The sequence below is a fragment of the Methylorubrum thiocyanatum genome (assembly GCA_014138645.1).
GTDB lineage: Bacteria > Pseudomonadota > Alphaproteobacteria > Rhizobiales > Beijerinckiaceae > Methylobacterium > Methylobacterium thiocyanatum.
In genome coordinates this window covers 737,884-752,654 of the sequence record JACJIB010000003.1, presented here as the reverse complement: position 1 = coordinate 752,654, position 14,771 = coordinate 737,884, and the positions used below count along the sequence as shown (strand labels likewise).

The following is a 14,771-nucleotide window of genomic DNA, read 5'->3' as shown; positions in this document are numbered from 1 at the left end:
GCGGTGGGGGACCCTGACCTACGACAAATAAACGAACGCATTTTCCCCGGAGAAACAAACCTCGAAATCATAGGCCGATACCGCCCTGAAGAAGTTCAGGCTGGTCTTATCGTAGGGTTGCAACGAGTCGTGCGTCTCGATGATGATCAGCGGCACGCGGCCGATCCAATCGGTGTTCTCGGAGAAGAGCTGCCGTTCACCGCCCTCGATATCGATCTTGACGAGCAGCACACTCTCCCAATCCGCCTCCTCTTCCACGATCTCCTGAATCGTGACCGTGTCGGTGAGGCCGGACTGGCTCTCGGAGGCCGGGGCGCTCTCTTCGGAGAAGCGGAAGGCCCACATATCGTCGGCGGGATTATCGAGTTTGACCGTCGTCTTGTGGCTCCAGACGGCGGCATGAACACATTTTATCGCCTCATCGCCGCTCGTGTTTCTTGTAAGTGCCGCAAAGTTATCCGCGGCGGCTTCGATCGCCACGATCTTCGCAAGCGGGAACATCTTGCGCCACCACAACGTCGCCATACCGGAATTGGCACCGCAATCGATGATCAACGGGCGAATGCCGCGACTGACAAGATTGTTGTAGCGTTGGAAGACTTTTGAAGATTGTGCGAAATTGTCGAGCGCGTACTCGCCCATTGCGAATATTTGCATAAAAACATTGATATCGGTGGACTTTTTTCTGATCTTGACCGGCTGATGCAATCCCGGAACATTGACTTCGTAGTTGCTTTTTCTCGAAATTCCGGAATAGGCCTCGTACAAGAGCCGGGATGCGCCCGGAAGGCCTAAGCATTCTACCGCGCCGAGCCAGCGAGACACGTTTCTGCCAATCTTGTACGATCGACCGCCCATGAAGATTCCTCCTCACGTGTATCTTCCGCGATCCGCAGCAATTCTCGGACCAGCCCTCGCTTCGTCTGACGAACGCGTGTTCGGCGGCGCCGCGAATCGACGGGCGGCGTCTCCGCGTCGGAGCATCGGATCACCGAGAGCTGCTCAGGCGATCATCGCGAGTCTGTGAGGTCCATGATCGAGGTGCGAGCTCCCGTGCCTCACTCCGACGGATGGTTGCGCCACGCTTGGTCGGTGCCTCCCGCCCAGAGGTCATCGAGGGCATTGGAGTGCGTTCCAGCGTCCGGCGCCGCAGGCAAGGACGTATCGGTGCGCCTCGGATCCACGCTGCCGTCGCGTCCGCTGGCGATCGAGCGAAATCATGATGCCGCGTTGATCTTCAAGAAACCATTATGCTGAGCGCCTGTTGTTTTCCGCAGCTTCTGCATCGCGAGCGATATCGATTCAGGTTTTCTTAGAAGTGAGCCGCCAACCCTCTCACGAACATCTTTGCGAGATGTACGATTGTTGAGGAACGGACGATGTCGGCTCCGGCGGGATACGCTCTGGTTTACGCGGACGAGTTCAGCAGTCTCAGCGTCTCCGCGAACCGAACCGCGGATGCGAACTGGTATAGCGGCCAGGCCTGGGGCGGCTCCTTCGGCGAGGCGCGGTTCCTTCCGGCCAATGCCAGCAACACGCCCTTCTCGCTCGTTCAGCAGGGCGGCGAGACGGCACTGCGCATTCACATGACCCGCGACGCGAACGGGCAATTGCAGAGCGGTCTGATCTCCAACACGTTCCCCGACGGCACCAGTCGGACCACGCGCGACGGAGATCCCTACGGCTACTACGAGGCCCGGCTCTGGCTGCCGACCGGCAAGGGCGTCTGGTCGGCGTTCTGGTCGCTCGAATCGGAGCGGCTGTCGGCCACGCGCGATCACGTGGTCGAAGTCGACGTGATGGAGAATTACGGCACCGCGATGCCAACCCAGTATTCGAGCGTGGTGCACGACTGGGATTGGGCGGGCAAGACGCTCGAAGGCCATACCAGCGAGTATGCCCGCGCCAATCCGGGCGCCGGCGTCGTGTCGTCGGGCTGGCACACCTACGGCGTGGAGATCACGCCGGAGCGGATGACGTTCTACTTCGACGATCACGCCTACTGGTCGCGGGCGACCCCGGCGGGCCTCGACACCGATCCGATGTTCATGATCAACCTCGCGGCCGGCGGCGGCTGGGCGATCGACCCGAACCTCAAGGACGCATCCCTGTATGTGGACTATTTCCGCGCCTACGAGGCTCGGCCCGCGGACACGCAACCGGCGGGGCCGTTGCTGAAGGGGACGAGCGGCGACGACACGCACATCGTCACCGACTCGAACACGCGGATCGTCGAGAGCGCGAAGGGCGGCTACGACACGGTCCGCAGCTCCGTATCCTACGCCCTGCCCGACAATGTCGAGAAGATCGTTCTGCTGGGCAAGACCGACATCGGCGCGACCGGCAACGGGCTCGCCAACGAAATCTACGGGAACGACGGCGCCAACGTGCTGTCGGGCCTGGGCGGCCATGACCGCATCTTCGGCGGGGCCGGCAACGATGTGCTGATCGGGGGAGACGGAGACGACCGGCTGGCCGGCCAGGACGGCAACGATGTGCTGATCGGCGGCGCGGGAAGCGACCGCCTCTACGGTGATGCCGGCGCCGACCGGTTCGTCTTCCAGCACATCAGCGACAGCCCGGTTTCGGCGGGCGACACCATCGTCGGCTTCGCGGCCGCGCAGGGCGATCGCATCGATCTCTCTCAGATCGACGCCAACGCACTCCTCCAGGGCGACCAGCACTTCACCTTCATCGGCACCCACGCGTTCAGCGGCGCGGGTCAGCTCCGCTTCGAGAAGGGCGTGCTCTCGGCCGATATCGATGGTGACCTGCGGCCCGACTTCGCGATCACGCTTCTTGATGTCAAGGTTCTGATGGCCGACGCGCTGATCCTGTGATCGCCGCGCCGATGACCGGTTGGCACGGTTCATGGTAAAGGAATCCTTTACGACGCTCGGTCGATCGACGTCGGGTGAGGAATCCTTTCATGCAGGATCGCGACCCGCTCTGGTACGACCACGCCGAGCCTGAAGAGGAGCCGGGCCTGCTGCTGAAGGCGGTGGCGCTCCTGTTCGTCGGCGCGGTCGACCTCTACGGCTTGCCGTATCGCCTCTGCCAAGCTCTCGCCGACGGACTGATCCGCCTCATCGTCCATCCCGCCCCCCGGCCCTGAACTTTCGCGGCATGGCGGCGTTTTTCGCTGAGGCCGAATCAGACCGAACGTTCCGGTCCGCCACAAGCGCTCGCCGCGAAGACAGATCTCCTGTATCTGTTCCCCGTCACCCCCAAAGCGCAGTCGCTTCGGCGCGAGAAAGATTTATTCATCGGTGGCCGGCATCATCACGGCGCCATCGGGCATAGTCATCGGACCGTCCGCTGTCGTCGGTCGGCATCGTGGCGTTTGGGCCGCGGCCGGGATACGCCGGGATACGGAGAAGATTGATGGGAACGATCACGATGTGGGCAGTTTTTGCCCTCTTCGGCGGCGTCTGCGCCCGATACGTCTCCGTGATCGGCTTCACCCTGACGGCCGTAGGGATCGTCGCCCTCCTCGCTCTGACGGGCGCCCTCACCGGCAGTGAAAGCTTCAGCGCGGGAATGCTGCTTGGCGGGTTCGTGGCGCTGCAGGTGGGCTACTTCTGCGGTCTCGTCGGGCTCGTGCTGATCCGGCACACCGCGCGTCTCCTGTTCAAGAAGGATATGCGCCGGGTCGAGAAGGCCGACCTCCACATCCATCACGACTGACGACCGCACCCGGCAGGCTGCGTTCGCCGGGCAGAGCGCCTTGTGACGAAGAGGTCACCGGTTCGCCGAGAGACTGCGCGTCAAAACGAGGACCTCGAGACGTCGGCCCGGTGCAGTCGGGTCGGTTGCGGCTCTAGGTGGCGTCCGGCGACTTGCGCGCGAACGCCCAGACCATGACGGGATAATCCGGCTCGTTGGCGAGCGAGCCGAAAAAGCCGCGCTTGCGCCATGAGCGGAGATTGCCCACCAGGCAGGCACGGTTCCCCCAGGCCTGGGCACGGATGTCCTGCGCGGCGAAGCCGCATTCCTGCAGGAGGTAGCTCAGCCCGTCCGGGGTCCAGCGCGAGCAGTCGATCGGCACCCGGTGGACGCGCACGAGGAAGGGCGTCGCGATGACGAGGTGCCCACCCGGCTTGAGCATGGACCAGACGTTCCGTCCGGCCCGGTAGGGCCAGGGCAGGTGTTCGAACACCTGATCGGCAATGATCAGGTCGAACTGGCGCGGCAGCGTCTCGGCGCAGATGTCGAAGCCCGGATACTCGGTGTTCTCGTAGCTCTTGAAGGCGAAGTCGCGCGTCCACTGGTTGCCGCCGGAAATCTCCAGCACGTCGAGCCGCTCCGGCCCGAGCGTGTGGATGAAGGCGAAGCAGTCGCGGTACATCGCCGAGCGGACCCAGTCGGTGGTGTCGTAGCCGACGCTGCGAAGCATCCCGCGCAGCTTTTCCCACAAGGCTGGCCTCTGCCAGATCGCGTCGAGAAGGCCTGCGATGATCATCCCTGATGCGTCCCCGTGGCGGTTTGAGGCCGAGCCCGTCCGCCGAGGCGGAACCGGCCTCCGAATCCTGGTGCGACACCCGCGGCGGCATCCCGCCCGGGCCATGGGCGATCCCGCCCGCGCGCGGCCCGGCCTGTCCGGTCCCTCATCGGCGCATCAGGCGGCGGAGGCCGCCGAGATCCTCCCGCAGGCGTGAGCCTTCGAGCAGGAACAGGACGACGAGGTAGCCGACGAGGCCGGCGACGAGCCCGAGGGCGATGCGCGGGATCTCCGTGGGGGCACCCTGCACGATGACGTGGCAGGCGAGGCCGGCGGCGATCCCGGCCAGCGTCGGCGCCAGCATTCCGCGCAGCAGCGGCCCGGTCGGCGACAGGCCGATCCGGCCGGGCGCCCGCAGCATCAGTCCGGCGAAGAGAACCTGCGCGACGCCGATGCCCCAGGCGACGCCGAAGGGGCCGAGCCAGGGGCCGGGCAGCACCGCGGCGACTCGCGCGACGACGAGGAGGAGCGAGAGGCGAAACAGCGTCCAGCCCGAACCCTTGGCGAGCAGGAGGGCTCCGCTCTGATGCGCCACCGCGTTCAGCGCGTAGAACGGGATCAGGATGCTCAGGATCGTCGCGGCGTCGCTCCATGCCGGCCCAAGGATCCGCAGGATCAGTCCGGGCACGACGGCGGCCGTGAGGAAGGCCACCGGCGCCAGGAGCAGGCTGAGGATGTGCACGAGCTTGGCGTGCAGGCGCGCGAGATGCGCATCGTCTTCGCGCAGGGCGTGGGCGTAGAGGGCGCCCCAGAGCGGGCCCGAGGCCGCCTCGCAGACGAAGCGCGGCACTTGGTTGGCGAAGGTGAAGGTGCCGAGCGCCGCCGGACCGAAGTTGCGGCCGAAGACGAGGTTTTCCACGAGCCGGCCGGCGAAGTCGACGAGCCGGCTGGCGACCAGCGCGCTGCCGGTGGAGACATGCGCCTTGAGCATCGCGGGCCGGAAGACGAGGCTCGGGCGCACGAAGGCGAGGAGGTTCAGGACGCTCCCGCGCACGAGATAGAGGATGACGTATTGTGCGGCGAGGCTCATCGCGCCCGCGCCGCCCAGGGCGAGCATGACGGCGACCGCTGCGCCGATCAGGTTGCCGGCGAGATCCGCCCCCGAGATCGCCGCGAGCCGGCGTTCCCGCGTCAGACGGGCGTAGGGCAGCACCGAGACGGTGACGAAGAGGAAGCTCACCGAGAGCAGTCCCATCACGTCCGCGACCCGCGGTTCGCGCGACAACTGCGCCAGGATCACCCCCCAGCCGGCCACGATGAGCGTGAGGCCGGCCCCGACCATCAGGACCAGCCAGAAGGCGGTCGACCAGATCTCGCGCGACTGCGTCGGCTCGCGGGCGAGGGAGGCGCCGAGGCCGCCATCGGCCAGGGTCATGAAGAAGGCGACCGTGGGAAGCGCCAGGGCGTAGACGCCGAACTCGGCCGGGCCGAGCAGGTGCGCCATCAGCGGCAGCATCACCAGTTGCAGGCCGATCTTCACGAGGTTCGCGCCGCCCCCGGCCAGCACGTTCACCGCGAGTGTGCGGGAGCCGCTGCCCGGTGACGGTTGTGCCGATCCTTCGGCCGATCCCTGTACCTGCGCCGCGATCAGGGTCGGATCCGGCATCGGCTGGGCCGCAGGCTCCGGAAGCGGGACGGCCGCCTCCGGCGGCAGGGCCCGGTCCAGGTCGGACGCAGCGCCTTGATCTCGGAGATGCTCGTTCTCTTCCTTCATTCTGAAGCGCACCCCCGCCGAACCAAGGTTTCTCGATGCGCGAAGCCGTTCGAGGCCGCGCGGAACAGCAGTCGATTCGGCGAAATCAGTTCTGTGCGGCGCCGCAAAGCCAAGACCTACACAATATGCCGCTGCGCCGAAAGACCGGGTGCATGGCTGACAGATCAACGATTGTTCATCAGAGGCGCATCTTGTCCGGCATGCCTTGCATCCACGCTTCTTCCCGCCGATGATGCGTTGCAAAATCCATGCACGAGTCCGGCCGCGGGCGGTCCGCGGACGATTTTGCGGGTGAGCGTGTCCCGTTCCGGGCACGGATACCTGCAGGGACCGTGCGCGTCAGGCAGGTGCGCCGTTGCAGGTGGATGCGCAGGAACCCCGCGTTGCCGGAGCCGATCGCGCCGGGAGAGCCCGTGGTGGCGGCCCGCTGCGCGTCTTCGTCCACTTGGCGACCGACAAGGACGCGGCGGCGTGGCGCCGGTCCTGGCAGGCGGGCACCCTGGTCGGTGTCAATGACGAGACGCCCTACGGGTATGGGCGTGCCGAGCGGATGGGCTGTACGCTCGCCTTCTCGCGGGCGCATCCGGAGAATCCGGCGGCCCGGTTCCTGCGGTTGGGCCTGCGCGTTCTTCTCGGGTTCGACCTGCTGCATGCCCTGCGCCAGGGCCCGGCGCTGACGGCCGCCGACGTGGTCTGGACGCACACCGAATCGCAGTTCCTCGCGGTGGCCGCGGCCCTCGCCGTCCGGAGGCGGCGGCCGAAGCTGATCGGGCAGAGCGTCTGGCTGTTCGACCGCTGGGCGCGCCTCGGCCCGCTCCACCGGATGCTGTACCGCCGCCTGATCCGGGACGTGGACGTGCTCACCGTCCATTCCACCGAGAACCTCGCGGTCGCCCGCACGCTGTTTCCCGGCAAGCGGGTGCTGCACGTGCCGTTCGGGATTCCCTCCGAGCGCGTCGCGGCGCCGGTCCGGCGGCCGGGCCATCCGCTGCGCATCCTGGCGGTCGGCAGCGACCGGGACCGGGACTGGGCCTGCCTCGTCGCGGCCCTCGACGGGCTGAAGGAGGCCTCGGCGATCATCCTCTCGGGCACGGCGCCGCGCCGGCTCGCCCGTGGGCGTCCGAACCTGCGGATCGGGCAGGCCCGCAGCCAGGCCGAACTCGCGGCGCAGTTCGCCGAGGCCAGCGTGGTCTGCGTGCCGCTGAAGCCCAACCGCCATGCCAGCGGTATCACGGTGATTCAGGAAGCCGTGCTCGCCGGCCTGCCCGTGGTGGCGACCGCCACCGGCGGGCTCGAGGACTATTTCGGCGCCGATGCCGTCCGCTACGTGCCACCGGGCGATCCGGCCGCGCTCCGGGCGGCGCTCCTGGAGATTGCGGCCGATCCCGAGGCGGCCCGCCTCCGCGCCGTACGGGCGCAGGCGCGCATGATCGAGGCCGGGATCGGGGCCGAAAGCTACATCCGCCGCCATGTCGACATCAGTCGGGAGATGCTTAATCGATGAAGGCTCCGATCCTGCCGCCGGCCCTGCGCGCCGCCCTCCTCCTGTCTGCGCTGGCCGCCAGCCCGCTGGGCCCCTCCCCCGCCGCCGCAACTGACGAGGCGCTCGACCTGTGCGCCTACAAGCCGGCCTTCATGGAGGAGTTCGACCGCCTCAGCGTCGCCCCGCGGGTGCTGAACGCCGCGCGCTGGATCTCGCACACGCCCTGGAACGGCGATTTCGGCGATGCCCGCTTCGTCGACGACGCGCCGGCCGGCCCCTTCTCGATCAAGGACGGCATCCTCCACATTACCGCCCGGCGGGACGAGGCCGGCAAGTGGCGCTCCGGCCTGCTCGCCGCCTCGGACGGGACGGGTGCGGGGTTCGGCCTGCGCTACGGCTACTTCGAGGCCCGCATGCGCCTTCCGCCGGGACCGGGCACCTGGCCCGCCTTCTGGCTCGGGACGAAGCGCCCGAACACCGACAAGACCCCGAGTATCGAGATCGACGTGATCGAGTATTACGGCCATTCGGATGCGGCCTACTCGGCGGCCCTGCACGTCTGGTACAAGGGCGAGGACAAGAAGCGCACCACGAACACGGTGCAGAAGATCCCGGTGCTGGCCGGTTCGCTCCTCGACGACTTCCATACCTATGGCGTGCGGGTGACGCCCGAGACCATCACCTACTATCTCGACCGCAAGCCGGTCTGGCGGCGACCGACCCCGCCGGAACTCGACAAGCCGCTGTTCCCCCTGGTCAACCTCGCCCTCGGCTCGGGCTTCCCGATCGACAGGACGCCCAACCCCTCGGTGCTCCTCGTCGACTATGTGCACGTCTATGCCCCCGATCCCGAGGGCCGGGCGGCGCGCTGCCCAGGGCATTGACGGCGCGGGCGGGGCGGCGGCCCCAGGGATTTGGCTCCGCCAAGTGTCCAGGGCCCGACATCAGCCGGCGCCTTTGACCAGAAGCCCCGCCTGCCCATCATCGGCCGGCGCGAGACTGGGGCCGGAACCGAATTCGGGAAGTGCTTTGATGACCCTGGCCGGGACGCCCCCTACCAGCACCCCCTCGGGGACGTCCTTGGCCACGACGGCTCCCGCGGCCACGATGGAATTCTGGCCGATCGTGACGCCCGGCAGGATGATGCATCCGGCGCCGACCCAGACATTGTCGCGGATGACAACGGGCTTGTGGTAGGAGTTCCTTTTATTCGCTTCCCGATTGAACCAGTGCCCTGCCGTATCAATCGAGACGCCTGGACCGATATTGCACCGATCTCCAATCGATACTCTCGATTTCAGAGCCGAAATCCTGCAGTAATTGCCGATGAAGCTATCGCTGCCGACGATGACGTTCTTGACGCTCGGCTTCCGAAAACTGAACTCCAATACGAGATTTCCGGATATGCGGGTCTCTGGGCCGATCTTCAGTCCTGCAATGCGGAGGAGCGAAGTCCGGATGTAGTCCAGCGTGTGAAACCTGGGAATGATATTCGCCACACCAATGAGTAAGTATCTCATCAATTCAACGGCAAATTTCATATTCGCGCCTCGCGGCTGAATGGGTCTTGCCGATACAGGTTCCATTATGGAAACGGAATGCGGAACCCGTATGACTTTGTATCAAAAAGCATTCCCTTTTGATCATTTCAATGTGAAATAACGGGGTATATTCTATTCAAATGGATGGATTTCTGCGGCAATGACCCAATGCTGTCCGTCTTGCATTGGCGCGCCGAAAGCAGAGACTGGCGTCGATCGGGCCCTGCTTTCAAGGAAGCGGGGCGTGATACGGACCGCCGACGGTCCTGGCCGCGCGTCGACGGGGCCCGCACCACCAGGGTGTCGGACGATCGCCGGACGCGGCGCGGCCGATCAGGCTGCCCGCGCCGGCATCGCCTCCGCTAGGACGGCGGCGTAGGCATCGAGCAGCGCGTCGGTCCAGCTCTCGGTGCTGTGGCCAAGGTCGGCCGTGCGGCTGAAGGCGTTGCGGCTCATCCGCTCGGTCAGCGCGTCGTCGCCCGCCAGCCGCGCCATGGCCCCGGCCAGCGCCGCCTCGTCGCGGGGATCGCAGGCGAGGCCGGCTTGGCGGATCACGATATCGGCGGCGAGCAGCGCCTGATCGGTCAGGATGACCGGCAGGCCGCTCCACAGGGCCTCGCCGGCCACGAGGCCATAGGGCTCCGGATAGCGCGAGGGCATGACCAGCGCGCGGGCGTCGCGGACGAGCCGCGCCACCGCATCGGCCGGCTGGCGGCCGGCGAACCGGACCTCGGGATGGTCCCGCTGCAGCCGTTCGAGGAGCGGCCCGTCGCCGATCACCAGCAGCGGCACCCCCGCCGCCCGCGCGGCCCGCGCTGCGAGATCGGGGCCCTTCTCCTCGTTGAGCCGTCCGACGAAGACGAAGGCGCGGTTGCGCTCGGCCGCGATGCGGGTCGTGCTCCAGGGATGGATCGGGTTCGGGACGGTGGTGATCGCCGCATCCGGCACCCCGCCGCGGACCAGGAGCGGGCGCATCGCCGCGTGGATGGCAAGGACGCGCGGCGCCGCGTCCCGGTAGCGCAGGGTGCGAGCCTGGACCGTCTGGCGGGCCACCCGCCAGAGCTTGTGCGCGTAGCTGCGGCGGTCGCACTGGGTCGCGAGGCAGGCGAGGCCGAGCGGCACGTGCGGGCAGGTCCGGCCCTGCCGGAACAGGGCGTAGGCCCCGTTCGGGCAGGTGAGGAAGAAGTCGTGCGCGCTCACGAACAGCCGCTCGCGCACCGGTTCGAGGGCGCGGAACACCGCGGGCGACAGGATCTGGCTCCAGGTGTGGAGATGGTAGACCGTGCCGGGATCGTCGTGGCGGCGGATCAGGTCGCCGACGAGGTCGAGGGTGGCCGGGTTGTAGAGGCCGCGGCGCAGGCTCGCCAGCGCCCCCGCCTCGAGGAGCCGCTTGCCTCCGAGGGCATGGACCGGGATTCCGGCCTCCGCGAGGGCGGGATTCTCGCCCTCGTCGCCGGCGAGATAGGTCACCGGGATGCCGCGCGCTTGCAGCAGGCGCGCGCTCAGCAGGGCGAGCCCGGTGGCGCCTCCGAAGGCGAGGGAGCGGTCGTTGATCACGACGACGCGGCTCGGCGCGGGTCCCGGGACGGCCTCGCGCGTGATGTCGGCGGTTGCGGGAGAGCCGCTCATGGGTGCGCCTCGTGCAGCCGCGCGGCCCGTGCTTCGACGCTCGTCGTCAGGGCCTCGGCGAGGGCGGCCACGTCCGCCCGCGCCTCGTTGAGGATCGCGGCGTGGCGGCGGCGGTCGAGGCCCTCGCGCAGGCCGCGCTCGGCCAGCGCCAGCACGGCCTCGGGCCTCTCGCGGCCCGCGGTGCGGACATAGTCGCTGCGCCCGACGAGATCGAAGAAGCTCGCGAGCTTGAGGTCCCAGGTGAAGCCGATCTGCGGGATGCCGTAGGAATAGGCCGCGATGTTGGCGTGCAGGCGGTGGGCCATCAGCAGGTCGAGCCCCGAGACGAAGGCCGCCAGCTCGGTCGGGTTGCGGAAGCGCGGGGCGAAGGTGATGGCCGGGCCGCCGGCCGGCGCCGGGGCGGTCTCGGCCAGGATCGTGCGGAGGCGGCGCAGATAGGCCTCGTCCTCCGGAGAGCCGTTGGTGAAGACGTCGACCGTCCAGCCCCGGGCGAAGCAGCCGCGGACCAGCGCAGCGTACCACGCGTTCAGATCGCGCTCGCTCACCGCCGCCTCGTCGGAATGGTAGCGCAGCGTGGTCGGATGGGTGAGGCCGAGGCCGATCCGCGGCGTCGTGCCGGGTCGGCGCAGCTGCGGCACGTGCCGGGCGACCAGAAGGCCGGGATCGTGCACCACCTGCGCGCGGGGCGCGCCGGAGGGGCCGAGCCGCCGGTTCCAGATCTCGGCCGAGCGCGCGTCGCGCACCGAGGCATGGAGGATGCGCGTGCCCGCGAGCGCGCGCCGGAACAGGGCGGCCCCGGTCTCGGACCAGTTGTCGGCCACGCCGACGGCGAACACCGCGGTCGGGATGCCGGCCGCGCGCAGCTCGCCCCAGGCCGCATCGATCTTCAGGGGGAAATTGAGGTCGGCGTCGCTGAACAGGTTGCCGCCGCCGGTCACCGCCGCATCGATGCCCGCCAGCCGGGCGCGCCAGACCGGGCGCTGACGGCTCAAGGACCGGCCGAGCAGCGTGCGGGCGAGGCCGTGGCGCACGGGGGTCGGGCTGCTCTGGAGCAGGCTCAGCGCGGTGCCGCGCAGGCGCCCGCCCGCGACGTAGTCCGTGCGGCCGGCCAGATCGAAGGCCTCGACGGAAAGCCCGGGCACGATCCGCTTGAGCTCGGCCTCGATACATTCCGAGAGCAGTCCGTCGCCGAGGTTCGGGCTGTACTTGACGTTGAACAGGCCGACGCGCAGCGCGCCAGACCGCCGGCTCTCCGCTCGCGGCTCCGCACTAGGCTGATGCACTGGCCTGCCTCCTGGCTTTGCGGGATGGCGCCGGATCGTTGAGGACAATCCCCAGGACGCGGCAATCGGTCGACCGGAGGGCGCGGATCGCATCCGAGAGCTCGTCGAGCTTCGTCCGGTTCAGGCTGGCGACGAGGACGATGCCGGTGAGCATGTGTCCGATCGCCTGAGCGTCGGGGGAGGCATCGAGCGGCGGCAGGTCGAGGACGAGATCCCGCTTGCCGTTGACCCGCGACAGCGCGGCGCGCATCGCATGCGCCCCGAGAAAGGCGTTGGGGTTGGCCGTCCGCCCGGCCGCCACGGCGGGCACGAAGCTGAGCGTGCCGGCGAGGGCGACTTCGGGCAGGTCCGCGCCGATGACGGGTGAGAGCACGAGGCTTTCGAGCCCGGCGGTCGCTTTCGGTGCGAAGCGGCGGGTGAGTTCGGGGTCGCGCAGGTCGGCATCCACGAGCACCACCCGGTCGCTCGATGTGGAGAGCAGGCCGGCGAGATTGGCGCTGAGGGTGCTGCAGCCCTCGTCCTTCCGGCATGAGACGAGGCCGACCGTGATGTAGCGGGCCTCGCCGCCCACGGCGAAGAGGACGGTGCGGAGGCGGCGCAGAGCGAGCGCGAAGTCGGAATCCGGCCGGTCGAGGGCGGTGGTCTCCGTCAGGCGCCCGCCCTTGAAGCGCGGGACGACGAAGCTGTCGACGCCGAGCATGCGGCGGATCTGGGCCGGCGAGCGCACGGTGCGGTCGAAGCTGTGCAGGACCGCGATGCAGCCGATGCCGCTGACGAGGCCGAAAAGCGCCCCGAGCAGGAGGATCAGCTTGGTCTGCGGATAGGCGGCCGCGAGCGGTCGCAGGGCCGCGCCGACGATGCGGGCATCCGAATCCGGGAACTGGAAGTCGGTGATCACGCCCGTGGCGACCGCCTCGTCGGCGGCTTTCTTCTGGGCCTGGATCAGGGCGATCCGGCCCTGCAGGAACTCGCTGCCGCGCTGATCCGAGGCGGCGCGGACGAGCACTTGGTCTCGGATATAGGCGGCCGCGATCGCGTTCGTCAGGCGGGCGGCATCCTGCGGCGTCAGCCCCCGGAAGGACACTTCGAGAACGTAGGACTGCCCGAGCCGCTTGACCTGGATCCGGTCGGAGAAGTTCTGGAAGGCGATTTCGCGGGCGCGCATCGCCTCCTCCTCCGGCGAGAGGGGCGGCGCGGCCAGGAAGGGAAGCAGGCCCGAGACCCGGGCGAGGGTCCGGCTCACGAGGCCCGGTCCCTTGGCCGCGTAGGCCGGATCCTTGTCGAGACCGAGGGTGTCGAACACGTAGCGCAGGTTGCGCGCCGAGCGGATGACCTGCACCTGGCTCTCCGCCTGGGCGCTGTCGAGGGTCGGAGCCGTGGCGGCGGCGGCCGCCGCCGCGTCGGCGCCCGGCGGCAGGCGCACCCGCGGTTCGAGCGCGATCTGGGCCGCCGCCACGAATTCGGGCTGGGCGATCAGCACGTAGGCGACGCCGGCGGCCGTACAGAGCAGGACCCACAGCGCGAGGGCCAGGGCCTGCCGCCGGACGGCCGCGATCAGGTCGCCGATCAGCGTCGTCTCGGGATCGTGCCCGAGCGGGCCCGGATCCGCCGCTTCGAACCCGGGACGCGGGCCGTCATGCGGATCGTCCGGGCGGACGATCATGGAGCTGTAGTTCATAGGGAGGCAGCCCGTTCCGGCGTCAGGCGCAGGCGCAGCAGGTCGAGCGCGGCGATGAGATTTCCGACGAGGCGACCGCGACGGTCCACGTAGGGCTCGGGCCGGGCCGACTTGACGAGATTGGAAGCGACGTTGCGCGCGATCTGGCGGATCAGCTGCGCGGTGGTCATCGTGCTCTTCCGGTGCATGTAGACCGGGTTCATCACCTGGGAGTAGCCGAGCTTGCGTCCGGAGACGCGGCCGCCCTTGACGCCGAGATGGACGCCGGTCGCCGTGCCGAGCTTGATCAGCCGTCCGCCCCGCTGCGCGACCCGGGTGCCGAAATCGCGGTCCTCCAGCCATCCGTAGAGCACGAGCCGCTCGTCGAAGCGCAGTCCCGCGATGGTCTCGCAGCGGAAGGCCATGTTGCAGCCATACGGGCTGTAGCCCTCGATCACCCAGTCGTCCGCGGCCGGGTCGTGGGCGGCGATGCAGGCCAGCGCCGCCTCGCGCGTGAGCCCGGGCCCGAGGATGCCGTCGGCCAGCACGTGGCCGGTGATGCAGGCCAGATCCGGTTCGGTCCGGAAGGCCCGCGACACGGTCTCGATCCAGCGCGAATCGGGATAGAAGTCGTCGTCGAAGAAGACGACGAAGTCGGTACCCTCGGGGAGCGCCCGCAGGATGCCGTTGCGCTGCCGGGCGAGGCCCGGCTGTTCATAGACCACCGTCACGTCCCCGCGCGCGGCGACCGCGCCGACATCCTCGGGGCCCGAGCAACAGACGATGATCGCTTGCGGCGGCAGGGTCTGCCCGGCGAGGTTGTCGAGCATCGCCGCGAGCTGGTCCGGGCGACCGCGGGTCGCGATCCCGACGCAGACGCGTGCCGGTTCCGTCTCGGCGATGTTGAAGGGCGCCATGCTCGTCACCGCTGGCCTCTCTCGCTGTCAGGGAAGGATCGGGTGC

At 68.4% G+C, this 14,771-nt stretch carries 13 protein-coding genes; 5 read left to right on the top strand and 8 right to left on the bottom strand.

Annotation, left to right across the window (positions count from 1 at the left end; all coding sequences use genetic code 11):
* Positions 1-18: 18 nt before the first annotated feature.
* The gene (locus HNR51_RS11150) at positions 19-825 is read right to left on the bottom strand and encodes an FkbM family methyltransferase (protein WP_182554968.1); all 807 of its coding nucleotides are present in this window, start codon (positions 823-825) and stop codon (positions 19-21) included.
* Positions 826-1,379: 554 nt separating this feature from the next.
* Here HNR51_RS11150 and HNR51_RS26705 point away from each other — a divergent pair.
* The 3 genes from HNR51_RS26705 to HNR51_RS11135 all read left to right on the top strand — a co-directional run bounded on the left by HNR51_RS26705 (position 1,380) and on the right by HNR51_RS11135 (position 3,687).
* Positions 1,380-2,840, top strand: coding sequence for a family 16 glycosylhydrolase (locus HNR51_RS26705; protein WP_283215082.1), 1,461 nt, complete (start codon positions 1,380-1,382; stop codon positions 2,838-2,840).
* 89 nt (positions 2,841-2,929) lie between these two features.
* Complete coding sequence (locus tag HNR51_RS11140; RefSeq protein WP_182554967.1) at positions 2,930-3,115, top strand: hypothetical protein; 186 nt, start codon at positions 2,930-2,932, stop codon at positions 3,113-3,115.
* 269 nt (positions 3,116-3,384) lie between these two features.
* On the top strand, positions 3,385-3,687 hold the full coding sequence (locus HNR51_RS11135; RefSeq protein ID WP_012455411.1) for a hypothetical protein: 303 nt from the start codon (positions 3,385-3,387) through the stop codon (positions 3,685-3,687).
* Positions 3,688-3,820: 133 nt separating this feature from the next.
* On the opposite strand, the gene HNR51_RS11130 is transcribed toward HNR51_RS11135, so the two are convergent.
* A complete protein-coding gene (locus tag HNR51_RS11130; protein WP_012455410.1) occupies positions 3,821-4,462 on the bottom strand; it encodes a class I SAM-dependent methyltransferase in 642 nt (213 codons plus the stop codon).
* 145 nt (positions 4,463-4,607) lie between these two features.
* Entirely contained in the window at positions 4,608-6,107 is a 1,500-nt protein-coding gene (locus HNR51_RS11125; protein ID WP_182554966.1) for an oligosaccharide flippase family protein, read from the bottom strand.
* Positions 6,108-6,576: 469 nt separating this feature from the next.
* Between HNR51_RS11125 and HNR51_RS11120 the strand changes: the two genes are divergently transcribed.
* Together HNR51_RS11120 and HNR51_RS11115 are read left to right on the top strand one after the other, a co-directional pair.
* Positions 6,577-7,719: a glycosyltransferase family 4 protein gene (locus tag HNR51_RS11120; protein ID WP_239681641.1), complete on the top strand. Its 1,143-nt coding sequence runs from the start codon at positions 6,577-6,579 to the stop codon at positions 7,717-7,719.
* The gene (locus tag HNR51_RS11115) at positions 7,716-8,582 is read left to right on the top strand and encodes a glycoside hydrolase family 16 protein (protein WP_182554964.1); all 867 of its coding nucleotides are present in this window, start codon (positions 7,716-7,718) and stop codon (positions 8,580-8,582) included. Before HNR51_RS11120 ends, HNR51_RS11115 begins: the two co-directional genes overlap by 4 nt.
* Positions 8,583-8,642: 60 nt before the next feature.
* Here HNR51_RS11115 and HNR51_RS26700 read toward each other — a convergent pair whose 3' ends face one another.
* From HNR51_RS26700 to HNR51_RS11090, 5 genes are all read right to left on the bottom strand, one after another.
* Positions 8,643-9,239: an acyltransferase gene (locus HNR51_RS26700; RefSeq protein WP_182554963.1), complete on the bottom strand. Its 597-nt coding sequence runs from the start codon at positions 9,237-9,239 to the stop codon at positions 8,643-8,645.
* Between the two features lie 333 nt (positions 9,240-9,572).
* Complete coding sequence (locus tag HNR51_RS11105; RefSeq protein WP_182554962.1) at positions 9,573-10,868, bottom strand: glycosyltransferase family 4 protein; 1,296 nt, start codon at positions 10,866-10,868, stop codon at positions 9,573-9,575.
* Entirely contained in the window at positions 10,865-12,151 is a 1,287-nt protein-coding gene (locus HNR51_RS11100) for a polysaccharide pyruvyl transferase family protein (protein WP_182554961.1), read from the bottom strand. Before HNR51_RS11100 ends, HNR51_RS11105 begins: the two co-directional genes overlap by 4 nt.
* Positions 12,138-13,829 (bottom strand): tyrosine-protein kinase domain-containing protein, encoded by a 1,692-nt coding sequence (locus tag HNR51_RS11095; RefSeq protein WP_182554960.1) that lies wholly within the window; start codon positions 13,827-13,829, stop codon positions 12,138-12,140. The genes HNR51_RS11100 and HNR51_RS11095 overlap by 14 nt, the downstream gene beginning before the upstream one ends.
* Positions 13,826-14,725, bottom strand: coding sequence for a glycosyltransferase family 2 protein (locus HNR51_RS11090; protein WP_210279931.1), 900 nt, complete (start codon positions 14,723-14,725; stop codon positions 13,826-13,828). The genes HNR51_RS11095 and HNR51_RS11090 overlap by 4 nt, the downstream gene beginning before the upstream one ends.
* Positions 14,726-14,771: the final 46 nt, after the last annotated feature.